The 24,588-nt window shown below is 71.0% G+C and carries 20 protein-coding genes; 9 read left to right on the plus strand and 11 right to left on the minus strand.

Translation table 11 applies throughout. The annotated features are described in order from the left end of the window. The first annotated feature begins 198 nt into the window (after positions 1-198). The 3 genes from ACFYXE_RS02660 (at position 199) to ACFYXE_RS02670 (ending at position 4,209) form a co-directional block, all read left to right on the plus strand. Positions 199-1,521 (plus strand): PhoH family protein, encoded by a 1,323-nt coding sequence (locus tag ACFYXE_RS02660; RefSeq protein ID WP_361180386.1) that lies wholly within the window; start codon positions 199-201, stop codon positions 1,519-1,521. A gap of 445 nt (positions 1,522-1,966) precedes the next feature. After that, complete coding sequence (locus ACFYXE_RS02665) at positions 1,967-2,686, plus strand: lytic transglycosylase domain-containing protein (RefSeq protein WP_361180387.1); 720 nt, start codon at positions 1,967-1,969, stop codon at positions 2,684-2,686. Between the two features lie 134 nt (positions 2,687-2,820). Next, the gene (locus ACFYXE_RS02670) at positions 2,821-4,209 is read left to right on the plus strand and encodes an AI-2E family transporter (RefSeq protein ID WP_389308171.1); all 1,389 of its coding nucleotides are present in this window, start codon (positions 2,821-2,823) and stop codon (positions 4,207-4,209) included. Positions 4,210-4,318: 109 nt separating this feature from the next. On the opposite strand, the gene ACFYXE_RS02675 is transcribed toward ACFYXE_RS02670, so the two are convergent. Together ACFYXE_RS02675 and ACFYXE_RS02680 are read right to left on the minus strand one after the other, a co-directional pair. Beyond that, the gene (locus tag ACFYXE_RS02675; RefSeq protein ID WP_361173957.1) at positions 4,319-4,852 is read right to left on the minus strand and encodes an alkyl hydroperoxide reductase; all 534 of its coding nucleotides are present in this window, start codon (positions 4,850-4,852) and stop codon (positions 4,319-4,321) included. Between the two features lie 15 nt (positions 4,853-4,867). Continuing rightward, positions 4,868-5,422, minus strand: coding sequence for a peroxiredoxin (locus tag ACFYXE_RS02680; protein WP_361173960.1), 555 nt, complete (start codon positions 5,420-5,422; stop codon positions 4,868-4,870). A gap of 133 nt (positions 5,423-5,555) precedes the next feature. On the opposite strand from ACFYXE_RS02680, the gene ACFYXE_RS02685 reads away from it, so the two are divergent. After that, a complete protein-coding gene (locus tag ACFYXE_RS02685; RefSeq protein WP_389308174.1) occupies positions 5,556-6,509 on the plus strand; it encodes a LysR substrate-binding domain-containing protein in 954 nt (317 codons plus the stop codon). 42 nt (positions 6,510-6,551) lie between these two features. Here ACFYXE_RS02685 and ACFYXE_RS02690 read toward each other — a convergent pair whose 3' ends face one another. Genes ACFYXE_RS02690 through ACFYXE_RS02700 form a run of 3 tightly spaced genes read right to left on the minus strand, consistent with a single transcriptional unit; the run spans position 6,552 to position 10,170 of the window. Then, positions 6,552-8,963, minus strand: coding sequence for an FtsX-like permease family protein (locus ACFYXE_RS02690; protein ID WP_389308176.1), 2,412 nt, complete (start codon positions 8,961-8,963; stop codon positions 6,552-6,554). Further along, positions 8,960-9,646, minus strand: a complete 687-nt coding sequence (locus ACFYXE_RS02695; RefSeq protein WP_389308178.1) for an ABC transporter ATP-binding protein — start codon at positions 9,644-9,646, stop codon at positions 8,960-8,962. Before ACFYXE_RS02695 ends, ACFYXE_RS02690 begins: the two co-directional genes overlap by 4 nt. Next, a complete protein-coding gene (locus tag ACFYXE_RS02700; protein WP_361173972.1) occupies positions 9,643-10,170 on the minus strand; it encodes a PadR family transcriptional regulator in 528 nt (175 codons plus the stop codon). The genes ACFYXE_RS02695 and ACFYXE_RS02700 overlap by 4 nt, the downstream gene beginning before the upstream one ends. Before the next feature lie 251 nt (positions 10,171-10,421). Here ACFYXE_RS02700 and ACFYXE_RS02705 point away from each other — a divergent pair, with 251 nt between their 5' ends. Next, positions 10,422-12,665, plus strand: a complete 2,244-nt coding sequence (locus tag ACFYXE_RS02705) for a transglycosylase domain-containing protein (RefSeq protein ID WP_389308181.1) — start codon at positions 10,422-10,424, stop codon at positions 12,663-12,665. Between the two features lie 100 nt (positions 12,666-12,765). Here the strand turns inward: ACFYXE_RS02705 and ACFYXE_RS02710 are convergent, their stop codons facing one another. The 4 genes from ACFYXE_RS02710 to ACFYXE_RS02725 form a co-directional block, all read right to left on the minus strand. Next, a complete protein-coding gene (locus ACFYXE_RS02710; RefSeq protein WP_389308183.1) occupies positions 12,766-14,835 on the minus strand; it encodes a SpoIIE family protein phosphatase in 2,070 nt (689 codons plus the stop codon). A gap of 62 nt (positions 14,836-14,897) precedes the next feature. Next, positions 14,898-15,539, minus strand: a complete 642-nt coding sequence (locus ACFYXE_RS02715; protein ID WP_361173981.1) for a class I SAM-dependent methyltransferase — start codon at positions 15,537-15,539, stop codon at positions 14,898-14,900. Positions 15,540-15,655: 116 nt separating this feature from the next. Continuing rightward, the gene (locus ACFYXE_RS02720) at positions 15,656-16,342 is read right to left on the minus strand and encodes a DUF402 domain-containing protein (protein ID WP_389308185.1); all 687 of its coding nucleotides are present in this window, start codon (positions 16,340-16,342) and stop codon (positions 15,656-15,658) included. A gap of 45 nt (positions 16,343-16,387) precedes the next feature. Continuing rightward, positions 16,388-17,800, minus strand: coding sequence for a class II fumarate hydratase (locus ACFYXE_RS02725; protein ID WP_389308187.1), 1,413 nt, complete (start codon positions 17,798-17,800; stop codon positions 16,388-16,390). A 123-nt stretch (positions 17,801-17,923) separates the two neighbouring features. On the opposite strand from ACFYXE_RS02725, the gene ACFYXE_RS02730 reads away from it, so the two are divergent. Then, positions 17,924-19,474, plus strand: coding sequence for a ricin-type beta-trefoil lectin domain protein (locus tag ACFYXE_RS02730; RefSeq protein WP_389308189.1), 1,551 nt, complete (start codon positions 17,924-17,926; stop codon positions 19,472-19,474). 82 nt (positions 19,475-19,556) lie between these two features. On the opposite strand, the gene ACFYXE_RS02735 is transcribed toward ACFYXE_RS02730, so the two are convergent. Continuing rightward, positions 19,557-21,248 carry a fumarate hydratase gene (locus ACFYXE_RS02735; protein ID WP_389308191.1) on the minus strand — a complete coding sequence of 564 codons (1,692 nt, stop codon included), beginning with the start codon at positions 21,246-21,248 and terminating at the stop codon, positions 19,557-19,559. A 259-nt stretch (positions 21,249-21,507) separates the two neighbouring features. On the opposite strand from ACFYXE_RS02735, the gene ACFYXE_RS02740 reads away from it, so the two are divergent. Continuing rightward, on the plus strand, positions 21,508-22,161 hold the full coding sequence (locus ACFYXE_RS02740) for a DUF1707 domain-containing protein (protein ID WP_389308193.1): 654 nt from the start codon (positions 21,508-21,510) through the stop codon (positions 22,159-22,161). A 139-nt stretch (positions 22,162-22,300) separates the two neighbouring features. After that, positions 22,301-22,672 (plus strand): WhiB family transcriptional regulator, encoded by a 372-nt coding sequence (locus ACFYXE_RS02745; protein WP_361173999.1) that lies wholly within the window; start codon positions 22,301-22,303, stop codon positions 22,670-22,672. A gap of 103 nt (positions 22,673-22,775) precedes the next feature. On the opposite strand, the gene glpX is transcribed toward ACFYXE_RS02745, so the two are convergent. Beyond that, entirely contained in the window at positions 22,776-23,807 is a 1,032-nt protein-coding gene (gene glpX / locus ACFYXE_RS02750; RefSeq protein ID WP_361174001.1) for a class II fructose-bisphosphatase, read from the minus strand. Positions 23,808-24,021: 214 nt separating this feature from the next. Here glpX and ACFYXE_RS02755 point away from each other — a divergent pair, with 214 nt between their 5' ends. Further along, positions 24,022-24,540: a DUF4245 domain-containing protein gene (locus tag ACFYXE_RS02755; RefSeq protein WP_361174004.1), complete on the plus strand. Its 519-nt coding sequence runs from the start codon at positions 24,022-24,024 to the stop codon at positions 24,538-24,540. The last annotated feature ends 48 nt before the right edge of the window (positions 24,541-24,588 follow it).

The following is a 24,588-nucleotide window of genomic DNA, read 5'->3' on the forward strand; positions in this document are numbered from 1 at the left end:
ATCTCAGCGGACGGCATGGGTCGTCCGCCCGGGAGGCCCTTTGCACCAGGACGACCGTGTGAGCAGCACGGGCGACGTGGAGGGCCGGCGCTCGGCCCGCGCATCGCGGCCCGTGACCGGTCCGGCTCACACCCGCCGGATCGCACCCGGTATCCCTCCCGTCGCTCCCCGACCTCATCCGAGGGGGTACGTCCTTCCGTGGTGACCAGCACAAAGCGCCGCATGCCCGACAGGCGCACCTATGTTCTCGACACCAGCGTCCTGCTGGCCGACCCGAACGCCCTGTCCCGCTTCGACGAGCACGAAGTCGTGCTGCCCGTCGTCGTGGTGACGGAGTTGGAGGCCAAGAGGCACCATCCGGAGCTCGGCTACTTCGCCCGGCAGGCGCTGCGCCTGCTGGACGACCTCCGTATCCGGCACGGCCGTCTGGACGCCCCGATCCCGGTCGGGGACCTGGGCGGTGCGCTGCGCGTCGAGCTCAACCACTCCGATCCCGGCGTGCTCCCGGCCGGCTACCGGTTGGGGGACAACGACTCACGGATTCTCGCCGTAGCGCGCAATCTCCAGGCCGAGGGGTACGACGTCACCGTCGTGTCCAAGGACCTGCCGCTCAGGATCAAGGCGTCCTCGGTCGGGCTCCTCGCCGAGGAGTACCGGGCGGAACTCGCCATCACGGACTCCGGCTGGACCGGAATGTCCGAACTGACCCTCTCGGCCGAACAGGTGGACCTCCTCTTCGAGGAGGACACGCTGTACGTCCCCGAGGCGGCGGACCTGCCCGTGCACACGGGCCTGACGATCCAGTCCGAGCGGGGCAAGGCGCTGGGCCGCGTGACGGCCGAGGGCAATGTCCGGCTGGTCCGCGGCGACCGGGAGGCCTTCGGCCTCAAGGGCAGGAGCGCCGAGCAGCGGGTCGCGCTCGACCTCCTCCTGGACCCGGACGTCGGGATCGTCTCGATGGGCGGCCGGGCCGGCACCGGCAAGTCGGCGCTCGCGCTCTGCGCGGGCCTGGAGGCGGTCCTGGAGCGCCGCCAGCACCAGAAGGTGATGGTCTTCCGTCCGCTGTACGCGGTCGGCGGGCAGGAGCTCGGCTATCTGCCCGGCACCGAGGCCGAGAAGATGGGCCCGTGGGCCCAGGCGGTCTTCGACACGCTGGGCTCGGTGGCGGGCAAGGAGGTCATCGAGGAGATCACGGCGCGCGGGATGCTGGAGGTGCTTCCGCTCACCCACATCCGCGGGCGCTCCCTGCACGACGCGTTCGTGATCGTGGACGAGGCGCAATCCCTGGAGCGGAACGTCCTGTTGACCGTTCTGTCCCGGATCGGGGCGAATTCACGTGTCGTGCTGACCCATGACGTGGCCCAGCGCGACAACCTCCGCGTGGGGCGGTACGACGGCGTGGTCGCCGTCGTCGAGAAGCTGAAGGGCCATCCGCTCTTCGCGCACATCACCCTCACCCGTTCGGAGCGCTCGCAGATCGCGGCGCTGGTGACCGAAATGCTGGAGGACGGTCATCTCTGAGGGGATCCGGGGGAACTGCCGCATCTGACTCTTCCGGGTCAGTTCGCGGCAGATGAGCGGTAGTTGGCGCCGTCCGGCGAAGCGAGCGATCCTAGCCGGGCGGCGTCTTCGTGCGTGTCGCTTTCCAGAAAACTCCTGGGGCAAACGGGGTGTGAGCTTTCCCACGGCATGGGGAATTGCCTTGCGACGTCCCGCTGGGGCAGAGTCTCAGTCCTGTCAGGCCCCGCATGCGACACACGTGTACCCCCAGCGGTACGACAACTCAGGCACCACAGAACTTCATAGTGACCGTCGCATGCCGCCCGCAGCACCACGCGGCTCTCCCTTCCCGGGAGTTGCCCACCGGGCCCGCGCCTCCCGTGACCGATCGCCAGCGGAGGCCAGCGCCAGGGGCACGATTGCGTCCGCGGGGTCACCGGTGCGGACGCTGCTGGAAGGAAACCGTGTGAGCCGGATTTCGGTCCGGGGATTCGCCGTGGCTTCTGCCACCGCGGTCACCACCGTCGGCGCTGTCGTGGGTGTCGCCTCGGGCGACACCCAGCCCTCGAACACGAACGATCTCGAGGCGACCGCCAGCGAAGCGACGCTCCTCGCAGAGATCCCCGCGGGACAGCAGGCCCAGGTCCAGACCGCGTCCCTGACGCAGCAGGCCGACGCCCAGGCCATGGCCGCGGACACCGCGGCCAAGAAGACCGCCGCGGAGGAGGCCCGCAAGCAGGCCGCCGCCTCGGCGATCGAGAAGCAGAAGGCCGCGGAGAAGGAGGAGGCGGCCAAGAAGGCCGCCGCCAAGAAGGAGCGCGAGGAGAAGGCCGAGGCCAAGGCCAGCCGCTCCTCCGCCCGCGACGCCAAGAGCTTCGCGCCGCAGAGCTCGTACACGGTCTCCCAGGTCCAGGCGATGGCACGGCAGATGATCCCCGGGGATCAGTTCCAGTGCTTCAGCAACATCGTCAACCACGAGTCCACGTGGAACTACAAGGCGACCAACGCCTCGTCGGGTGCCTACGGCCTCGTCCAGGCGCTGCCCGGTTCCAAGATGGCCTCGGCGGGCGCCGACTGGCAGACGAACCCGGCCACCCAGATAAAGTGGGGCCTCAACTACATGAACGACCGCTACGGCAGCCCGTGCGGAGCATGGAGCTTCTGGCAGGCGAACAACTGGTACTAGGCCCGCGTCCGGCCGTACCGCGCTCGACATCGAGGGCCCCTCACCGTCATCCGGTGGGGGGTCTTCGCCGTGTACGGTCGGTGCGACGGCTCCAGAGAGGAGTGGCGGGGAAAGTCGGGGGAAGAGGACGGAACATGTCGCGACTGCCAGGATGGCTCGGCCGGCTCGGTGCCGGACTGAGCGGGATGAACGAGCGGTTGAACGAGAAGCGTCGCGACCGGGAGGCCGAGGCGGAAGCCGACGAGTCCCGCGACCTCCTGCGCAAGCGGGGACGGGACGACGCCGGCGACCACACCTTTGCCGACGAGGACGCCGTGGAGCAGGACCACGTGCCCGCCCCGCCCGCCTACGCCCCGGCGGTCGCGGCCAGGCCCGACCCCGTGGCGGCCGTGCCGTGGGGCATGCGGGTCGCGGCCGAGGCCGGCTGGCGGCTGCTCGTGCTCGCGGGCACCCTCTGGGTGCTCATGAAGGTCATCAGCGCGGTGCAGCTGGTGGTGCTCGCCTTCGTGGCGGCCCTGCTGATCACCGCGATGCTGCAGCCCACGGTGGCCCGCCTGAGGAATCTGGGCCTGCCCCGCGGCCTGGCCACCGCGGTCACCGCGATCCTCGGCTTCGTCATCATGGGCCTGGTCGGCTGGTTCGTGGTGTGGCAGGTCATGGAGAACGCCGACGAACTGTCGCGGCAGATCCAGGACGGCATCGAGGACCTGCGCAAGTGGCTGCTCAACAGCCCCTTCCACGTGACCGAGGACCAGATCAACAAGATCGCCAAGAGCCTGCGCGACGCGGTCGGCGCCAACACGGAGGAACTCACCTCCGCGGGCCTCGAAGGCGTCACGGTCATCGTCGAGGCGATGACCGGCATCCTGCTCGCGATGTTCTCGACGCTGTTCCTGCTCTACGACGGCAAGCGGATCTGGCAGTGGACGCTGAAGCTGGTGCCCGCCCAGGCGCGGCCCGGCATCGCGGGCGCGGGCCCGAGGGCCTGGCGCACGCTCACCGCGTACGTGCGCGGCACGGTGATAGTCGCTCTGATCGACGCCATCTTCATCGGCCTCGGCATCTACTTCCTGGGTGTGCCGATGGCGGTGCCGCTCGCCGTCATCATCTTCCTTGCCGCGTTCATCCCGCTGGTGGGCGCGGTCGTGTCGGGCGCGCTCGCGGTCGTCGTCGCGCTGGTCACCCAGGGCGTGTTCACCGCGGTGATGGCGCTGGTCGTGGTCCTCGCCGTGCAGCAGATCGAGGGCCACATCCTGCAGCCGTTCATCCTGGGCCGCGCGGTGCGGGTGCACCCGCTCGCGGTGGTCCTCTCGGTCGCCGCGGGCGGTCTGGTCGCCGGGATCGGCGGCGCGGTCGTCGCGGTCCCGCTGGTCGCCGTCACGAACACCGTCGTCGGCTACCTGCGGGCGTACTCCCGGGAGACGGCCCTCAAGCAGGCGCCGCAGCCGCGGGGTGCGACCGCCGCGGACGCGTCCCCGGCCGAGCGGCCGGAGCAGGTGGAGCAGGCGGAGCGGGCGGAGTAGACCGGAGCGGTCAGGACCTACGACGAACGCCGGACGGGCTGGATCTCTCCAGCCCGTCCGGCGTTTCGCGGACGAGCCCGGCGAAGCCGGTGATCGACGGTGCGGAGGACTACTCCGCCAGGTGAGCCTCGGAGTCGAGCGTGACGCCGACCGCCTGCAGGACGGCGGCGATCTTGAACGCCTCCTGGATCGTCTCGCGGTCGACACCGGCCTTGCGCAGGACCTGCTCGTGCGAGTCCAGGCACTGGCCGCAGCCGTTGATCGCGGAGACCGCGAGGGACCACAGCTCGAAGTCGACCTTCTCCACGCCCGGGTTGCCGATGACGTTCATCCGCAGACCGGCGCGCAGCGTCCCGTACTCCGGGTCGGAGAGCAGGTGGCGCGTGCGGTAGAAGACGTTGTTCATCGCCATGACGGCGGCGGCCGACTTGGCGGCGGTGTACGCCTCGGGGGAGAGGTTCGCCTTCGCCTCGGGCTCCAGCTCGCGCAGCACCTTCGGGGAGCGGGACGCGATGGCGCAGGCCAGCACGGTGCCCCACAGCTGCTGCTGCGGCAGGTCGCTGTTGCCGATGACCGAGCCCAGGTTCAGGCGGAGGTCCTTGGCGTAGTCCGGTACGGCGGACTTCAGTTCGTCGAGTGCCATCTCAGAAGGCTCCGTTCACTCGCCGGAGAGCAGCGCGACCGGGTCGAGGGTCTCGTCGCCCTTGCTCCAGTTGCAGGGGCAGAGCTCGTCGGTCTGCAGGGCGTCGAGGACCCGGAGGACCTCCTTGGGGTTACGGCCCACGGAACCGGCGGTCACCATCGTGAACTGGATCTCGTTGTTCTGGTCGACGATGAAGACGGCGCGCTGCGCGAAGCCGTCCTCGCCCTCGATGCCGAGGTCACGCATGAGCTCGTGCTTCGAGTCGGCCAGCATCGGGAAGGGCAGGTCCGTCAGGTCCGGGTGGTCCTTGCGCCAGGCGTGGTGCACGAACTCGGAGTCGCCGGAGAAGCCGAGGATCTGGGCGTCACGGTCGGCGAACTCGTCGTTCAGCTTGCCGAAGGCCGCGATCTCGGTCGGGCACACGAAGGTGAAGTCCTTGGGCCATGCGAAGACGATCTTCCACTTGCCCTCGTAGGTCTTGTGGTTGATCTGCTCGAACTCCGCGCCCTTCTCCAGCGAGACACAGGCGGTCAGGTCGAACTCGGGGAACTTGTCACCGACAGTGAGCACACGTACTCCTTGCAGCAAAGAAAATCCCTTTTGGGGAGTTTCCTGTGGGGTTGGACTGATGTCGATGGTGGCACAGGGTGCATTGATTAGGGAAATAGCTAGAGTGGGTCATGTTGATCGGAGGTGGTTATCAGTGCGAGCCATAAATAGGGGCAAGCAGACCAGCGGCAAGCAGCCCAGCCTGGCGCAGCTGCGCGCCTTCGCCGCCGTGGCCGAGCATCTGCACTTCCGGGACGCCGCCGGGGCGATCGGCATGAGCCAGCCCGCCCTCTCGGGGGCCGTCGCCGCGCTGGAGGAGGCACTGGGTGTCAAGCTCCTGGAGCGGACCACCCGCAAGGTGCTGCTCTCGCCCGCCGGCGAGCGCCTCGCCCTGCGGGTCAACGCGGTCCTCGGCGAGGTCGAGGCGCTGCTGGAGGAGGCCGACGCCGTCAAGGCGCCGTTCACCGGCGCGCTCCGGCTCGGCGTCATCCCCACCGTCGCGCCCTACCTGCTGCCGGCGGTCATCACGCTGGTCCACGACACCTACCCCGACCTGGACCTCCAGGTGCACGAGGAGCAGACCTCCTCGCTCCTGGAGGGGCTCGCCGCCGGGCGCCTCGACCTGCTGCTGCTCGCGGTGCCGCTCGGTGTGCCGGGGATGAGCGAACTGCCGCTGTTCGACGAGGACTTCGTGCTCGTCACCCCGCTCGACCACTGGCTCGGCGGGCGCGAGGGCATCCCGCGCGAGGCACTGAAGGAGCTGAACCTGCTGCTCCTGGACGAGGGCCACTGCCTGCGCGACCAGGCCCTGGACATCTGCCGGGAGGCGGGCCGCGCCGACGCCCCCGTGACGACCACGGCCGCCGGGCTCTCCACCCTCGTCCAGCTGGTCGCGGGCGGCCTCGGGGTGACGCTGCTGCCGCGCACCGCCGTACGCGTCGAGACCAGCCGCAGCAATCAACTGCTCACCGGGTACTTCGCCGACCCGGCGCCGACCCGGCGGATCGCCCTGGTGATGCGCACCGGCGCCGCGCGGGCCGCCGAGTACGAGGAGCTGGCCGGGGCCCTGAAGGAAGCGGTGCGGCCGCTGCCGGTACGGGTCGTGTGATCCCCGTACCGGCAGCGGCCGCCCTCCTGAGGTGCCCGGCGCTCACTCCGTGCGCAGGCCCTCCGGGCGCATCATCCTGCGCAGGGGCGGCAGGCTCAGCAGGGTCACGATCGCGACCATCGCCGCGCCCGCGGCCGTCAGCGGCAGGAACGACCACCAGTCGGTGACCGACTTGTCGATCATGCGGGTCATGACCACGCCGAGGCCGAGACCGCCGACGATCGCCAGCGCGAGGCCGAGGGCGACCGGGACGGCCGTCTGCCACAGGAGCGACCAGGCCATCGACGAGCGGCGGGTGCCGAACGCGGTGAGGACGGCCAGCAGCCGCTTGCGCTCCCGCAACTGCTCGATCATCGAGACCAGCATGGACGCCGCGATCAGCGCCATCGTGGCGCTCGCGCCGATCTGCAGGCCGCGCGCGATGGACGCGTACTGCTTGTCGCGGTCGACGGACTGGAGCGTGTCCACCCCGAGGAACGGACTGATGCGGGCCGCCGTGTTGCGCACGTGGTCCTCGGCGTCCGGCACCTTTGGGTCGGTCTTGACCCAGGAGACCGTGGAGGCGTCGTCCAGCTTCTTGATGTCGACGGCGCTCGGCGTGGCGAGGATGCCGTCGATCTTCCTGCCGGACGGGTTGGCCCGGGCGTCGACGACGCCGGTGCTCGCGGGCAGGGTCCACAGGACCGGCCGGGCGCCCTGGTGGAAGTCGGGGTCGGGCCCGATGTTCACCGGCTTGCCGGGGCGCGCGGTGGTGTCCACCCACTTGTTCATCGTCCGGCTGCCCGTGTGCGCGACGAAGGTGTCGCCGTCCTTGCACGTGTCCAGGTGTGCGAGCTCGCGCAGGGTCGCGCAGGTGCCGATGGTCAGCTCCGTGGTCGGCGTGATGTCGTCGACCTTCTTGCCGCCGGGCCGGGTGACGTACGCCTGCACGGTCCCGATGACCTTCGTGACGCCGTCGGTCGCGGCGAAGTCGTCGATCATCCGCTGGGCGAGGGCGCCGTTGGCGGACCCGCTGCGGACCGTGAGCTGGGCGCGCGAGGTGTCCTGCCCGGTCATCTGGTTGAAGTCGTCGTGCATGGACGCGAACATCATCTGCAGCGCCACCGCGCCGGCCACCGCCACGGTGATCCCGCTGACCGCGCGGGACGCCGTGCCCGTCGTCAGCTGGAGCCTGCGGACGGCCAGTTGCCAGGGCACCGGGCCGCCGCGCAGCCGCCCCACGACGGCCTCCACCAGCCAGGGCAGCAGGGCGCTGAGGCCGATCAGGGAGAGCGCGGAACCCACCGCGATCGCGGGCACGTTGACGGCGCTGTTCGCCGCGGCGCGGTCGATGCGGCCCGAGTAGAGCAGGATGCCGATGCCGAGGACCGGCACGACGAGCCGCCACCACAGGCGGCGCCTGCGCTGCTTGGCACCGCGGAAGACGCCGAGCGGTTCGATGGCGACCGCGCGCAGCGAGATCAGCGTCACCAGGACCGCCGACAGCGGCACGGCCACCGCGACCAGGGCGACCAGGGCGGGCGAGGGCACCATGTCGGACGGGAAGGCGCTGACGTTCGTCAGGTCGACCACGCCCACCAGCTCCCGGAGGAGCAGGAAGAACACGGCGCCCGCGGCGAGCCCGAGGAGCGCGCCGAACAGCGCCTCGCCCGCCGCGATCCTGCGTACCGCGCGGGCGTCCGCGCCGACCAGGCGCAGGGCCGCGAGCCGCCGGTCGCGGCGGTCGCCGCCGAACCGCACGGCCGTCCCGATGAAGATCGCCACCGGTGTGAGGAGCACGACGCAGATCAGGACGACGAGCGCCATCAGGAACGGGTCGAGGGGCAGCGAGTTGTCCTGCCCGAAGCTCTCGACGCGGTAGCTGTCGCCCGACGTGCTGAGCTTGTCGCTGCCCAGGTAGTACTGCAGCTCCAGCGGTGAGACCAGGCCCGCCTCGCCGATGGTGCCGGTCACGCGGAAGTCGCGGAAGCGCTCCTTGAGCAGCTTGTTCGCCGGGTCGTCCAGCAGGTCGCGCAGCGCGGGCGAGACGACCATCTCGCCGGCCGCGGGCATCGCGTCGAGCCCCGGCGGCAGCACGGGGTGGTCGCCGTCGGCGCGCATGAAGACGCCGTTCATGCTCTTGCCGCGGAAGGTGGTGCCGGTGTTGCGCATCAGCACGGTCGTGTCGGTCGCCTTGACCGACTTCCCGTCCATCGCGGAGTGCGGCGTGCGGGCGAACTGGCGGTCGTCGCGGTTCTGCAGCAGGTTCGGCACCGAGGCGGCGCCGAGCAGCAGCGCGACGCCGAGGCCGACGCCGAGGGCGGTCAGGACCGTGCGGATCCAGCCCTCGCGGCCGCCGCCCGCCGCGAACCGTATGCCCATGCCCAGGTCGCGTATCCAGGCGGTGACCCCGGTCGGGGCCGTGTGCGCGGGCAGCACGGCGGGCGGCCGGGGGCGCACCTCGGTGTCGCTCATGCGATCCGCTCCATGTCGCGGGACTTGCCGTCGCGCACGACGATCTCGCGGTCGGAGTAGGCGGCGACGCGGGTCTCGTGGGTGACCAGGACGACGGCCGCGTTGGTCGAGCGGGCCGCATCGGTCAGCAGCTCCATCACGCGCTCGCCGTTGAGGGAGTCCAGGGCGCCGGTCGGCTCGTCGGCGAAGATCACGCGGGGGCTGGTGGCGAGGGCGCGGGCCACCGCGACGCGCTGGCCCTGGCCGCCGGAGACCTCGCCGGGCCGCTTGGCGGCGACGTCCTCGACCTCCAGGCGCGCCATCCAGGAGCGGGCGGTCGCCTCGGCGTCCTTGCGCTTGACGCCGTTCAGGCGCAGCGGGAGGGCGACGTTCTCGACGCAGGTGAGCTCGGGGACGAGCTGGCCGAACTGGAAGACGAAGCCGAACTCGCTGCGGCGCAGGGCGCTGAGGTCGGTGTCCGACATGCCGGTCAGCGAGCGGCCGTGGTACGTGATCGAGCCCTCGTCGGGCCGGACGATCCCGGCGAGGCAGTGCAGCAGGGTCGACTTTCCGGAGCCGGAGGGGCCCATGACGGCGACGACCTCGCCGGGGTGGATGGAGAACTCCGCGCCGTCGAGCGCGGTGGTCGGGCCGTACGCCTTGCGGAGTCCGGTGGCCGTGAGGAGGGAACCTGCGGGGGTCATGCGGAGCGCACCTCCTGGGCGAGCTTGCCGAGGCGTGCGGCGGCCAGCTCCAGCCAGCGCAGGTCGGCCTCGAGGTGGAAGAGCGCGTGGTCGCAGATGAGCTGGTCGGCGAGGTCGCCCTTGCGCTTGCGGTCGGTGAGGATGCGCATCAGACGCAGGTGCTCGGCGCGCTGCACGTCCAGGAGCTCGGCGGCGTCGCGGCCGGTGAGCAGCGCGAGGACGACCTTGGTGTACAGGGTCGACTGGAGGTAGGGCTCGGGCTTCTCCGGGGTGGCGAGCCATCGCTGGACGTCCGTGATCCCGGCGTCGGTGATCGCGTACCGCTTGCGCTCGGGGCCGCCGCCCGCCTCTATGCCGTCGACCTCGACGAGGCCGTTCTTCAGCAGCCGGGACATGGTCGAGTAGACCTGCCCGTAGTGCAGGGGCTTGTCGTGCCCGAACTTCTCGTCGAAGGCGCGCTTGAGGTCGTAGCCGTGCCGGGGGCCGGACTCCAGGAGACCCAGAAGGGTGTGGCCAATGGACATGCCGAGCACTCTACATGGTGTGTATACGTGCCGTGTATACGCAGGGTGTAGAGCAGGAGTGCGGGGCCCCTTTGTGCGGCGGGCGGGCAACCATCCGGGCCCCGGGATCGTCGGTTCCTTAGGGGTGGGTGCTCATTGTCACGTCCGGAAAAGACCGGATCGGCAGGAGTTTGCCCCGAGGTGCGGTGTTAGCTTCATGAGCTGACTCGACGTACGCATGTGAACTAGACGGAAGCGGAGCACTCTCAGTCATGGGCCGAGCCGAAGCACGACAAGCGCGGCAGCGCGGTGCGCGCCGGGCAGCGCGCGGGCGCCCGTCCGGCGGCAAGCGCACCGGCATACGCCGCTTCTTCACCTGGAAGAAGCTCCTGGGGACGTTCTTCGGGTTCATCCTGCTGGGCATGCTCGGCTTCGTGGTGCTCTACCTCGTCGTGGACATCCCCGAGGGCAACGCCGCGGCGAAGATGCAGAGCAACGTCTACAAGTACAGCAACGGCGACGTCATCGCGCGGACCGGCGACGTGAACCGCGAGATCGTCGACCTGGACAAGGTCCCCAAGGGCGTCCAGAAGACCTTCGTCGCCGCCGAGAACAAGTCCTTCTACAAGGACGAGGGCATCGACTTCAAGGGCACCGCCCGCGGCGTGCTCAACACGGTGACCGGCAAGGGCAAGCAGGGCGGCTCGACGATCACCCAGCAGTACGTGAAGAACTACTACCTCAGCCAGGACCAGACCGTCAGCCGCAAGCTGAAGGAACTCGTCGTCTCGCTGAAGGTGGACCGCGAGAAGAGCAAGGACGACATCCTCGCGGGCTACATCAACACCAGCTACTACGGCCGCGGCGCCTACGGCATCCAGGCCGCCGCCCAGGCCTACTACGGCGTCGACGCCCAGAAGCTCTCCGTGAACCAGGGCGCCTACCTCGCCGCCCTGCTGCAGGCCCCCAGCCAGTACGACTGGTCCTCCGCGACGCCCACCGGCAAGAAGCTGGTCAAGCAGCGCTGGAACTACGTCCTGGACAACATGGTCGAGGAGGGCTGGCTCGGCGCGGGCGACCGCGCCGACCTGAAGTTCCCCAAGCCCCAGGGCCCCAAGGCGCCGCCCGGCCGTGAGGGCCAGGTCGGCTACCTCGTCGAGGAGGCCAAGCGGGAGGTCCTGCGCAACAGCGACCTCAGCGAGGCCGAGTTCGAGGCGGGCGGCTACACGGTCACGCTGAACATCGACCCCAAGAAGCAGAAGCAGCTGCAGAAGTCCGTCGACGCGAAGCTGAACGACAAGCTGAACCGCAAGAAGAACAAGGCGGACGCCCGGGTCCAGGCGGGCGCCGCGTCCGTCGACCCCAAGACCGGCAAGGTCCTCGCCATGTACGGCGGCGAGGACTACGTGAAGCACTACACGAACAACGCCACCCGCCGCGACTACCAGTCGGCGTCCACCTTCAAGCCGCTGATCCTCGCCGCGGCCCTGGAGAACGGCTCCACCACCCAGGACGGCAAGCCGATCACCGCCGGCACGGTCTACGACGGCACCAGCGAGCGCCCCGTCAAGGGCGGCGACGTCGCCTTCGCGCCGCCCAACGAGGACGACGTCAGCTACGGACCGGTCACCGTCCAGAAGGCGATGAACAAGTCCGTCAACTCCGTCTTCGCGCAGATGGGCGTGGACGTCGGCATGCCCAAGGTGATGGAGACGGCGGGCAAGCTCGGCATGGACGTCAAGGGGCTGCCCGCCGTGCCCGCCCAGACCCTGGGCTCCATGGGCGCGAGCCCGCTGGAGATGGCCGGCGTCTACGCCACGCTCGACAACCACGGCAAGAAGGTCACCCCGGCCCTGGTCGGCTCCGTCGAGCACAAGGACCGCACGGTCGACCTGCCCGACCCGATCGGCGAGCAGGTGATCAAGCGCGGCACCGCCGACTCGATCACCTCGGTCCTGACCGGCGTGGTCGACGACGGCACCGGCCGCGCGGTGCGCAACTCCGCGCAGGACGTCGCGGGCAAGACCGGTACGTCGGACGACAACAAGTCGGCCTGGTTCACCGGCTACACGCCGAAGCTGGTCACCTCCGTCGGCCTCTTCGGCGAGGGCGCCCAGGGCACCGACGAGCAGCACAAGCAGGTGTCGATGCGCGGCGCCGCCGGCCTCCCGCGCATCAACGGCTCGGGCTTCCCCGCCGAGATCTGGTCGGCCTACACCTTCGACGTGATGGGCTCGCCGAGCGCGTTCTCCCTCGACACGGACATGGGCGCGGCCGTCGCGCCGCCCCCGGACCCGACGTCCGCGCCCCCGAAGGAGCCGACGAAGGAGCCGACGAAGGAGCCCACCAAGGAGCCGACGAAGACGCCGACGCAGACTCCGTCGAAGACGCCGACGCAGACCCCCACGCAGACGCCGACCCAGACGCCGACCCAGACCCCGACGACGGGGCCCGACCCCACGGAGTCGGGCGGCATCCCGGACGACCCGGAGGACGGTCTGCTCGGCCGCGACTGATCCCGTGGCCCGCGCCGCGTGAGCCGCGCCGCTCCGCGTACGACGAAGGCGCCCCGGACCGAAAGGGTCCGGGGCGCCTTCGCGTGCAGGTGCCGGGCGTTCAGTTCCGGTTCAGCTCGAACCAGACCACCTTGCCGGTGCTCAGCCGGGTCGCGCCCCAGCGCCGCGCCATCTTGTTGACCAGGTACAGGCCGCGGCCGCCCTCGTCCGTGGCGCGGGCCTGGCGCAGCCGGGGCAGTTGCGGCACGTCGTCGCCGACCTCGCAGCGCAGCACGTCGGTGCGCAGCAGCCGCAGCGTGATCGGCCGCGACGCGTACCGCACGGCGTTCGTCACGACCTCGCTGACCAGCAGCTCCACCGAGTCGGTCAGGTCCTCGAGGCCCCAGCGCACCAGCGCGCTGCGGGCCAGCCGGCGGGCCCGCGACGGCGTCGCGTTCTCCGGCTCCAGGAACCAGTACGCGACATCGCTCGGCGCGATGCCGTCGAAGCGGGCGGCGAGCAGCGCGATGTCGTCGTCCCGGTCGCCGGGGCCGAGCATGTCGAGCACCTCGTCACACAGCGCCTCGAGGGGCGGCGGGTGGTCGGGTCCGGTCAACTGGGCCGTGGCCGCGAGCCGTTCGCGCAGCTGCTCTATGCCGGTCCACACGTCGCGCAGCCGGGACTCGACGAGTCCGTCCGTGTACAGGAGCAGGGTGGCACCCGCGGGGGCGTCCAGCTCCACGGCCTCGAAGTCGACGCCGCCGACCCCGATCGGGGCGCCCGGCGGCACCCGGAGGACCTCGGCGCGGCCGCCCAGGTGCAGCAGGACCGGCGGCGGGTGACCGGCGTTGGCGATGGTGATGCGGTGCGAGACCGGGTCGTACACCGCGTACAGGCAGGTGGCCATGCGGTCGGAGCCGAGCCGCTGGGCCTGCTCGTCCAGGTGGTGCAGGACCTCCTGGGGCGGCAGGTCGAGGCCGGCGAGGGTCTGCGCGGTCGTCCGCAGCTGGCCCATGATCGCCGCCGACGTCATGGAGTGCCCCATCACGTCGCCCACGACCAGGGCGACGCGGCTGCCCGGCAGCGGGATCGCGTCGTACCAGTCGCCGCCGACCCGGGCCGTCTCGGCCGCCGGGAGGTAGCGCGAGGCCAGCCGCACGCCGGTCGGCCGCGGCAGCGTCTCGGGCAGCATGGTGCGCTGCAGCTCGTCGGCGATGTACGCCTCGCGGCCGTACAGGACCGCTTTGTCGATGCCGAGCGCGCTGTGCGTGGCCAGTTGGGCGGCGACCAGCAGGTCGTCCGCCTCGAACGCGGCCCGGTCCGGGCGGCGCAGGAACACGGCCGCGCCGATCACCCGGCGCCGCCCCCGCAGCGGCGCGAGGATCGCCCGGTGACCGGCGGGCAGGGTGCGGCCCTCGCCGAGCAGCTCGGGCAGCGCGGCACGGGCCGCGGCCGAGTCGGCGAAGACCGGCCGCACCCCGCGCAGCACCTCGGCGAGCGCGCCGCCCGGCCGCACCTCGCACAGCTCGGCGCTGCCCATCACGTCCGTGATGTCCGGCGGCACCACCTGCAGCGCGGGCAGCGGGGCGCCGCTCTCGGTGTCCGGCTCCTCGCCGCTCTCGTCGATGGACCGCAGCCGGTCGGTGCGGCGCAGGCGCAGCACCAGGGGTCCGGTGGGCCGCTCGTCGCCGACGGGCAGCGGGTCGCGCAGATAGACCAGGATCGCGTCGGAGAAGGTCGGCACCGTCGCCCGGCACAGCCCCATCACGATCTCGTCGAGGTCGATGCCGCGTGCGATGCGCCGGGTCGCGGCCCCCACGAAGCGCAGCCGGTCGCCGTCCCGCCGCATCGCCACCGGACCCGCGCCCGGCGGCCGCGGCTGACCCGAGCGCCGCTCGCCGGCCTCCGGGGATCCGCCCGGCTGCTGCGGCACACCGGCCTCGGGCACCGGGCGGGGCCGGTGCGGGTCGGGTTCGGCGGCCGAGAACGCCGAGGACTGGGCGTGCTCGCCGGAGGGCGTCGCGGCCGCGTCGGGGCGCGCCTCGTCCTGCGGTGCCTGCGCGGCGGGCCCCGCCCCGGCGCCCTCCCGGGGCTCGGGGGAACGCAGCAGCGCCCCGCGGGGATCCGCGGGGGCGGTCGTCCCGGCACCTGGTGCCTTGCGGCCCTCGTGGGGGGTGAGGTGCTCCGTCACGCGTTTCGAATCCGTCCGTCCGGGGCTGCGCGCCGTGCGCGCCGTCCAGCGTTGCACGTTGCTCAGCCGCGTCGGCAGTGCAGAAAGATCTGGTACTCGGGTGGTGCGTCGGTGCTCGCGGGGGCGTACGCGTACGTGTCCTCGCCGGTGATCTCGAAGCCCGCGTCCCGTACGACCTGCCGCAGTTCGTCCCGCAGGTAACCGGATACCCGGATTGTGTGCCCCAGGAACGGAATTGCCGCGTCGTCCAGATCGGCCTCGACCATGGACAGCTCCATCAGGCCGCCGGGCCGCAGGAGCCCGTGCAGCAGCCGCAGTGCCTCGGGGATCTCGGTCCGCGGCAGCATCAGGAGGGCGAAGAAGCACGCGATCCCGTCGAACCGGCCGACACCGCCCGGACCCTCGGCCCGGAGGTCCGCGATGTCCAGTTGCCGGAACTCGGCTGCCGGGACGTTCTTTCCCGCCAGTTCCAGCATGCCCGCCGAGATGTCCGTGCCGAGCACCGAGTGGCCGGATCCGGTCAGCTGGCGCGCGGTCGGCAGACCGGTGCCGCAGCCCACGTCCAGGACGCGGGAGCCGGCCGGCAGCCCCTCGGCGAGCCGGCGGCCCGCGGCGAGCTGGCCCTCCTTGTGCGGGAAGGCGTCGTCGTAGTGCTGCCCGATGGCGTCGAAGGCCTCGGCCTGCCCTCTTCGGTCCTCGCTCACGTTCCGCCGCCCCTCGATGACTTCCTGTCAGGCACCGCGCAGACCCGCGGAGTTGCTGCTGTGCGCCCTTGCGGAGGACGATCCTACGTTTGAACCACGGGGGCGCATCAAGGGTCTCATGAGGACACATGCGCGGGCGTACGGTCCCAGTCATCCGGCAGGGACGGTACGACCCAGGACGGATCGGGACGCCAGTGCTGCCAGCCGTCCGAAAAAGGCGCCCCCCAGGCGGCGATCACGTCGAGTGCCGCCCGCCCGGCCGCCCGCACCTCGGCGGCCTTTCCCGCCTCCATCAGACCCACCCTGCGGGCCTCGGCGAACTCGTCCTCGTCGTGCCAGCGCCAGCTGCGGTCCGGCCGCACGGAGATGTCCAGAAAGTGATCCTCGGAGTCGACACCTCCGGACCACCGGGCCCGCGGATCCTCCAGGTTCACGTACCAGTTCTTGAACCGCCAGCCCGGCTCCCAGAACAGCCAGACCGACCACGGCTCGCCGGGCCGGGCCAGCTTCAGGACGCCGGTGCCGGACCAGCGGCCCCTGCGGACCGCGCGCGGCTTGGTGTAGCGGGTGGCGAGCGGCTCGCGGTGCAGCGGCGTGCCGTCGGCGATGACCGGCTTCACGCACTCGGTGCCCGGCGCCATCCACACCGCCAGCACGTCCTCGTCGTCGCGCACCACGGTGACGGGACGACAGATGTGCACGCGATGGCCGGAGTTCTCCCGGTACCGCCACAGGATGTGCTCCCCGGGCGCCCACCGCGCCACTGGGCCACCGGCCGTCGTCGTCCCGTCGAGGTCTGTCATGGACAGATACTAGACGCCGCCCCGGCGCACGACCGGGGCGCGCGCTCAGGGGCGCGTCATGCGCAGCACGTCCAGCGCCTCGTCCAGTTGCTCCAGGGTGAGGTCGCCGCGCTCGACGTAGCCGGAATCGAGCACGACCTCGCGGATCGTGCGGCGCTCGGCCAGCGACTTCTTGGCGACCTTGGCCGCCTCCTCGTACCCGATGTACTTGTTCAGCGGGGTCACCACGGACGGCGACGACTCGGCGTACTCCCGGGCGCGCTCGCGGTGCGCGGTGATGCCGTCGACGGTGCGGTCGGCGAGCAGGCGCGCGACGTTGGCGAGCAGCCGGATCGACTCCAGGATGTTCTTGGCGATGACCGGCAGCATGACGTTGAGCTCGAAGTTGCCCGCGGCGCCGGCCGCGGCCACCGTCGCGTCGTTGCCGGTGACCTGCGCGGCGACCATCAGCGCGGCCTCCGGGATGACCGGGTTGACCTTGCCGGGCATGATCGAGGAGCCGGGCTGCAGGTCCGGCAGGCTGATCTCGGCGAGGCCGGTGCGCGGCCCCGACGCCATCCACCGCAGATCATTGGCGATCTTCGTCAGGCTCACGCCGATGGTCCGCAGCTGCCCGCTGGTCTCGACGATGCCGTCCCGCGCGCCCTGCGCCTCGAAGTGGTCGCGCGCCTCGGTCAGCGGCAGGCCGGTGGCCCGCGCGACCTCGGCGATGACGGCCGCGGAGAAGCCGGGCGGCGTGTTGATGCCGGTGCCCACGGCGGTGCCGCCGAGCGGCAGTTCGGCCAGCCGGGGCAGCGAGGCGCGCAGCCGCTCGACGCCGTGGCGTACCTGGGCGGCGTATCCGCCGAACTCCTGGCCCAGGGTCACCGGCGTCGCGTCCATGAGGTGGGTGCGCCCCGACTTCACGACGTCCGCGAACTCCTCGGCCTTGCGCCCGAGCGCGGCGGCGAGGTGCTCCAGGGCGGGGATCAGGTCGCCGGTGACCGCGCCGGTGGCCGCGATGTGGATCGAGGACGGGAAGACGTCGTTGGACGACTGCGAGGCGTTCACGTGGTCGTTGGGGTGGACGTCGCGGCCGAGCCGTTCCGTGGCGAGCGTGGCCAGGACCTCGTTGGTGTTCATGTTCGACGAGGTGCCGGAGCCGGTCTGGAAGACGTCGACGGGGAAGTGCGCGTCCCAGCGGCCGTCGGCGACCTCGGCGGCCGCGGCGGCGATGGCCTCGGCGACGTCCTTGTCGAGCACCCCGAGCTCCGCGTTGACCTGGGCGGCGGCGGCCTTGATCCGGGCGAGGGCGGCGATGTGGGCCCGTTCGAGGACCTGTCCGGAGATGGGGAAGTTCTCCACCGCGCGCTGGGTCTGCGCACGCCACTTGGCGTGCGCGGGGACCCGTACCTCGCCCATGGAGTCGTGCTCGATCCGGTACTCGCCGGTGCGGTCGTCGCTGGCGTCGCTGGTCATGCTCTCGAACCTACCTCTCCGTCCACACCCCGTAAAAAGTTGAGCACTTGTCTTGTTCCAGGTATTCCCAAGCGTGCTACCCACCAGTAAAAACCCTGGGTAACACCACACCGGGGAGGCGCAATGAAGCGCATCAGGCGCAGTGGCCGGGGTCGGCTGCGATGTTCGTTCGCGGCCGCCGTCGCGATGACTGCCGTGCTCGGCACGGCCGCGGCGGTACCCGCCCAGGCGGCACAGGACGACGGGGCGAAGGCGGCGCCCGCCGCGACACCGCTCCCGCCCGAGCTGGAGAAGATCAGGGCGCAGGAGGCCACCGCGCTGTACGGCAGCCCGGCGGAGCGCCCGATGGCCGAGCGCAAGACCGGGCTGATCTCGCTCGGCGACAGCGAGATCTCCGGCGAGGGCGTCGGCACGTACGAACCCGGCACCGACGGCCCCGACAACTGGTGCCACCGCTCGCCGGACGCCGCGATCCACCGCACCGGCATCCCCGCCGACGTGACGTACAACGTCGCGTGCTCGGGGGCGCAGACCGTCAACATCAGGATCGGCGGGCAGAAGCAGTACGCCGACGAGCTGGTGCAGAGCGACAACCTCGCCGTCAAGGCGCGCAACACGAAGATCAAGACGATCCTGCTCGTCATCGGCGCCAACGACGACCTGCAGTTCGCCCCGGTGATGACGGACTGCGTGACCCGCTACCTGCTCAGCCAGGGCGCCTGCGCGGGCAAGTACAACGACGGCTGGCAGGCGCGCGTCGACGCGCTCGTGCCCAAGGTCGAGCAGTCCATCCGCGACCTGAAGACCGTCATGAAGGACGCGGGCTACCAGGACGGCGACTACAAGCTCGTCGCCATGGGGTACCCGAGCCCGATCGGCCCGGACTTCCGCGACAACCCGAAGTTCCCCGGCAAGCTGGCCTGCGGCGGCCTCGGCTACGACTCCGACACCGAGTGGGGCCGCAACATCGCGGTGCCCGCCTTCGAGACCGGCATGCGCAAGGCGGCGCGGAACGCGGGCGCCACCTACCTGGACAACTCCCGCCTCTTCCACGGCCACGAGGTCTGCATGGAGGACACCTGGGCGCGCGGCCTCTACATCGAGCTGTCCAACCCGTTCCCGCCGGACTCCAACTCGGTGCGCCAGTCCTTCCACCCCAACGCGCGCGGCCACGCGGCCTTCGCGTCCTGCCTCACCCAGATCTACAACTCCGGACAGCGTGAGGGCAGTTGCGCCGACCCGGCGAGCACCGGCAGCCCCAAGCTGTACCCGGGCGCCTGGGACGACGCCTACCGGCCGCTGAAGAACGAGGCGACCGGCACCTGCGTCGACGTCGACGCGTCCAAGAGCCGCAACGGCACCAGGGTCCAGGGCTGGGACTGCACCGGCAACCGCAACCAGACCTGGTGGTACGACGGCGCCTCCGGCGGGCAGCAGTCGCTGCACACCGGGCTGACCCAGGACCGCTGCCTCGACGTGCCCGACGGCTCGTACAAGGCCGGCACCGCCGTCACGCTGTGGAACTGCCACGGCGGCGCCAACCAGAAGTTCCTGCGCCAGTCCGGCACGGTGCGCCCCGCCGCGGACAGCGGGCTCTGTCTGACCCTTGCGGGGGCCAAGGAGCCGGTGCGGCTGCAGAAGTGCGACGGGTCGGCGGGCCAGCGGTTCGCCTGACGCCCCCGCCGGTCCGAGCGGGTGCGCCGTCGCCGGTCGCGCGGTTTCCCGCGCCCCCCGGCGGGGCGCACCCGCTCGCGTCCTACGCCAGGCCCGGGCCGCGCACCGGGATGTGCGTGAACGTCGGCTCGGGGGCCGGGTCCTGGAAGAAGTCGTTGCCCTTGTCGTCGACGACGATGAAGGCCGGGAAGTCCTCGACCTCGATCTTCCAGACCGCCTCCATGCCGAGCTCCTCGTACTCGACGACCTCGACCTTCTTGATGCAGTCCTGCGCCAGGCGCGCGGCCGGGCCGCCGATCGAGCCGAGGTAGAAGCCGCCGTGCGCGTCGCACGCGTCGGTGACCTGCTTGCTCCGGTTGCCCTTGGCGAGCATCACCTTGGAGCCGCCCGCCGCCTGGAACTGCTCCACGTAGGAGTCCATGCGGCCGGCCGTCGTCGGGCCGAAGGAGCCGGACGCGTAGCCCTCGGGGGTCTTGGCGGGGCCGGCGTAGTAGACGGGGTGGTCCTTCAGGTACTGCGGCATCCCCTCGCCCGCGTCCAGGCGCTCCTTGATCTTGGCGTGTGCGATGTCGCGGGCCACGACCAGCGGGCCGGTCAGCGAGAGGCGGGTCTTGACCGGGTGCTTGGTGAGCTCGGCGAGGATCGCGTCCATCGGCTGGTTCAGGTCGATCTCGACGACGTCGCCGGACTCCTCCAGGTGGGAGTCCTCGGTCTCCGGCAGGAAGCGCGCCGGGTCCGTCTCCAGCTGCTCCAGGAAGACGCCCTCGGCGGTGATCTTCGCGGTGGCCTGGCGGTCCGCCGAGCAGGACACGGCGATGGCGACGGGCAGCGAGGCGCCGTGCCGGGGCAGGCGCACCACGCGCACGTCGTGGCAGAAGTACTTGCCGCCGAACTGCGCGCCGATGCCGATCTTCTGCGTCAGCTCGAAGACCTTGTCCTCCAGCTCCTTGTCCCGGAAGCCGTGCCCGGTCGGCGAGCCCTCGGCGGGCAGCTCGTCCAGGTAGTGCGCGGAGGCGTACTTCGCGGTCTTCAGGGCGAATTCGGCGCTGGTGCCGCCGACGACGATCGCCAGGTGGTACGGCGGGCAGGCCGCCGTGCCCAGGGAGCGGATCTTCTCCTCCAGGAACTTCATCATGGAGGCCTCGTTCAGGACGGCCTTCGTCTCCTGGTAGAGGAACGACTTGTTGGCCGAGCCGCCGCCCTTGGCCATGAAGAGGAACTTGTAGGCGCCGCCGTCGGTCGCGTACAGCTCGATCTGGGCCGGGAGGTTGGAGCCGGTGTTCTTCTCCTCCCACATGGTCAGCGGGGCCATCTGCGAGTAGCGCAGGTTCAGCTTCGTGTACGCGTCGTAGATGCCGTGCGCGAGCGCCTTCTCGTCCTCGCCCTCGGTGAGGACGTGCTGACCGCGCTTGCCCATCACGATCGCGGTGCCGGTGTCCTGGCACATGGGGAGCACGCCGGCCGCCGCGATGTTCGCGTTCTTCAGCAGGTCGAGCGCCACGAACTTGTCGTTGCCCGAGGCCTCCGGGTCGTCGACGATGCGCCGCAGCTGCGCCAGGTGCGCGGGCCGCAGGTAGTGCTGGATGTCGTGGATCGCCTCGGCGGCGAGCGTGCGCAGCGCCTCCGGGTCGACCTTGAGGAATGTCCGCCCGTCGGCCTCGAAGGTGGAGACGCCTTCGGAGGTCACCAGCCGGTACGGGGTGGTGTCCTCTCCCAGGGGAAGCAGATCGGCGTACTCGAACGCCGGGTTGGGCGGGCGGGAGCTTACAGACATTGCGGCCATTCCTCACTCGGCAGACAGCGGCGCGGCCTCCATTGGCAACGCGCCAACCAGCGTAGAACGCCCGGATCGGACCGGTCCTGTGAGGTAAGGCTCAGTAAAGGTGATCACGGCGGACGGCGGGCGGCGGCCGGATGTCCGCGGGGCTGCCGGGCGCTCGCGAAGTCGGTGCCGATGGTCGTGACAGAAGTCGGTGCCGATGGTCGCGATACAGGGGTAGTCGCGATCTATCGCGTTTGGGTACGCTGCTGTCGTGGACCTCGAAAAGCAGCCCTCAGCGCTCCGTGCCTCCGACGCCGACCGGGACCGCACCGCGGACATCCTCCGCGAGGCCCTGGCCGAGGGCCGCCTCACCGCAGAGGAGCACTCCGAGCGGATCGACGGCGTGTACCGCGCCAAGACGATGGCCGACCTGGAGCCGCTGGTCCGCGACCTGCCCGCCGCCCACCAGCGGGCGCAGGGCGCGGCGGACGCCCCCGAGCCCGCGCCCTCCCGCCCCTCCCCGGGCGTCGTCCCGCCGGTCGCCGACGAGAACCTGGTGGCGGTGCTCAGCAGCTCCGCGCGCCGGGGCCGCTGGCGCGTCGCCCGCCGCACCCATGCGTACGCGATCTTCGGCAGCGTCGAGATCGACCTGAGCGAGGCGATCTTCGAGCAGCGCCAGGTGGTCATCAAGGCGGTCGCCGTCTTCGGTTCGGTCGAGATCCGCGTCCCGGAGAACGTCTCGCTGCGCGGCCGCGGCGCCGGTGTCCTCGGCAGCTTCGAGGTCGACACGCTCGACTCCCCGGACCAGGACGCTCCGGTCGTCTATGTGGACGGCACGGCGGTGCTCGGCAGCATCGAGGCGCGGCCCCGGCGCGGCAAGATCGTCCGCGACCTGCACCGGCAACTGCGCAAGCACCTCGGCTGACCGGCGCGCGACGGCCGACGGGCGCCCCCGGAGCGGGACGGAACTTCCGAGCATCGGAACTCAGTGCATAGGCGTGCACACAGCGGGTAGAGGTTGCTGCATCGTCTCTCGCTCGCGAATCCGTCGTCAGGAGTAGACCGTGCTGCAACCGTCGCATCAGTCTCCGCAGGTGGCCGCCGTTCCGGCGCAGCGGGTGCCAGTGCGAGATCGGGACGATGACGCCCCGTGGCACACCGAGGCCGTGTGCCGTCGCGACGAGGCAGGGCTCTTTTTCGCGCCGTCCAAGGAGCCGACCGCGGCCCGGCTGTCCCGCGAGGAGGCGGCCAAGCGCGTCTGCGCCCGCTGTCCCGTGATGGTCGAGTGCCGCGAGCACGCCCTGCTGCAGCCCGAGCCGTACGGCGTCTGGGGCGGCCTGACCGCCGCCGAGCGCCGCGTGGTCCTGGCCCGCCGCCGCAGGCGTGACCTGGAGCTGAAGAAGGCCGGCCACGCGGGCATCGCCGCCGCGGGCTGACGGCGCCCCGCCCGGGCCAGCCACCGGACACGCCGAAGGGGGCGTCCCCCGCACGGGACGCCCCCTTCGTCATGCCTGCCGGGCCGCTCGGACCGCGTTCCGCCTACTTGGCGCGGTCGAAGTCGACCGCGCTGTACGCGCGCAGCTTCGAGAGCCGGTGGTCGGAGTCGATCTTGCGGATCGTGCCCGACTTGGAGCGCATGACCAGGGACGACGTCGAGGCGTTGGCCGCGCGGTAGCGGACGCCCTGGAGCAGCTCGCCGTCGGTGATGCCGGTCGCGACGAAGAAGACGTTGTCGCCCTTGACCAGGTCGTCCGTGGACAGCGTGCGGTCCAGGTCGTGGCCCGCGTCGATCGCGCGCTGCCGCTCCGCGTCGTCCTGCGGCCACAGCTTGCCCTGGATCACGCCGCCCAGGCACTTGATCGCGCAGGCCGAGATGATGCCCTCGGGGGTGCCGCCGATGCCCATGAGCAGGTCGACGCCGGTGCCCTCGCGGACGGCCATGACCGAGCCCGCGACGTCGCCGTCCGAGATGAACTTGATGCGCGCGCCGGTCTCGCGGATCTCCTTGACGATGCCCTCGTGGCGCGGGCGGTCCAGGATCATGACCGTCACGTCCTCGGGGGAGGAGTTCTTGGCCTTGGCGACGCGGCGGATGTTGACCGAGGCGGGCGCGTTGATGTCCACGTAGTCCGCGGCCTCGGGGCCGGTGACCAGCTTGTCCATGTAGAACACGGCGGACGGGTCGAACATCGCGCCGCGGTCGGCGGCGGCCAGCACGGCGATGGCGTTCGGCATGCCCTTGGCGGTCAGGGTCGTGCCGTCGATCGGGTCGACGGCGATGTCGACCTCGGCGCCGGTGCCGTCGCCGATGCGCTCTCCGTTGAAGAGCATCGGGGCCTCGTCCTTCTCGCCCTCGCCGATCACGACGACACCGTTCATCGACACGGTGGAGACGAGGGTCCGCATGGCCCGCACGGCGGCGCCGTCGGCGCCGTTCTTGTCGCCGCGGCCCACCCAGCGGCCCGCGGCCATCGCGGCGGCCTCGGTGACCCGGACGAGCTCCAGGGCGAGGTTGCGGTCGGGGGCCTCGGGGGAGACCTCGAGCTCGGACGGGAGATGATGCTCGGTCATCGAAGAGCACCTTTCTGCTGCAAAAAACGGCGGCGCGCCCGTAGGGCGTCCTTGGAAGGGCGGTGGCGAGACGGGAGGGCTGCCGGACGAGGGATTGTGCATGACTCTATCCGTAGGCCGACAAAATGAGCAGTGGGCCCCACGCATGAGCGGCCCCGGTGGCCGGGGAGAGACCGGGGGAAGGGGCGTGTCCGGCGCCTGAGACCATGGGGGCGTGGCAGGAAGACAAGGCACTCAGACCGTCAAGAACATGCTGTGGTCGTTGGTGGTGATCGCCCTCGTCGCGGGCGTGATCTACCTCTTCATCCCGCATGACGAGTCCAAGACCCCCAGCAAGCGGGTCGACTACCGCGTGGAGCTCCTGACGGCCCGGCGGGCCGCGGACTATCCGGTGGCGGCGCCCGAGGGGCTCGGCAAGGCGTGGACGCCGACCTCGGTGCGCTTCAACGGCGAGGACCACGACACCTGGCACCTGGGCTTCCTCGACCCGGACGAGCAGTACGTGGCGATCGAGCAGTCCACCGCGAAGCCGGCCGCCTTCATCAAGAAGGTCACGCACAACGCCAAGCGGACCGAGGACGCCGACGAGATCGCGGGACGCACCTGGCAGCGCTACAAGGGCCCGAAGTACGACGCCCTGGTGATCAGCGAGCAGGGCGGGACGACCGTGATCACCGGCACCGCCTCCTTCGACCAGCTGGCCAAGATGGCCGAGTCGCTGAAGATGGCCTGATCAGGATCGCCGCAGGGTCGACGCGACCCGGGCGTGCGGGCGATGCGG

Origin of the sequence: Streptomyces sp. NPDC002564 (assembly GCF_042889645.1) — a bacterium.
Lineage (GTDB): Bacteria > Actinomycetota > Actinomycetes > Streptomycetales > Streptomycetaceae > Streptomyces.

Bases quoted from the DNA above. Each gene is read 5' to 3' on its own strand.
- ACFYXE_RS02670 (WP_389308171.1), top strand. From the start codon at position 2,821: ATGTCGCGACTGCCAGGATGGCTCGGCCGGCTCGGTGCCGGACTGAGC.
- ACFYXE_RS02675 (WP_361173957.1), bottom strand. From the start codon at position 4,852: ATGGCACTCGACGAACTGAAGTCCGCCGTACCGGACTACGCCAAGGAC.
- ACFYXE_RS02690 (WP_389308176.1), bottom strand. From the start codon at position 8,963: ATGAGCGACACCGAGGTGCGCCCCCGGCCGCCCGCCGTGCTGCCCGCG.
- ACFYXE_RS02695 (WP_389308178.1), bottom strand. From the start codon at position 9,646: ATGACCCCCGCAGGTTCCCTCCTCACGGCCACCGGACTCCGCAAGGCG.
- ACFYXE_RS02700 (WP_361173972.1), bottom strand. From the start codon at position 10,170: ATGTCCATTGGCCACACCCTTCTGGGTCTCCTGGAGTCCGGCCCCCGG.
- ACFYXE_RS02705 (WP_389308181.1), top strand. From the start codon at position 10,422: ATGGGCCGAGCCGAAGCACGACAAGCGCGGCAGCGCGGTGCGCGCCGG.
- ACFYXE_RS02720 (WP_389308185.1), bottom strand. From the start codon at position 16,342: ATGACAGACCTCGACGGGACGACGACGGCCGGTGGCCCAGTGGCGCGG.
- ACFYXE_RS02725 (WP_389308187.1), bottom strand. From the start codon at position 17,800: ATGACCAGCGACGCCAGCGACGACCGCACCGGCGAGTACCGGATCGAG.
- ACFYXE_RS02730 (WP_389308189.1), top strand. From the start codon at position 17,924: ATGAAGCGCATCAGGCGCAGTGGCCGGGGTCGGCTGCGATGTTCGTTC.
- ACFYXE_RS02735 (WP_389308191.1), bottom strand. From the start codon at position 21,248: ATGTCTGTAAGCTCCCGCCCGCCCAACCCGGCGTTCGAGTACGCCGAT.
- glpX (WP_361174001.1), bottom strand. From the start codon at position 23,807: ATGACCGAGCATCATCTCCCGTCCGAGCTCGAGGTCTCCCCCGAGGCC.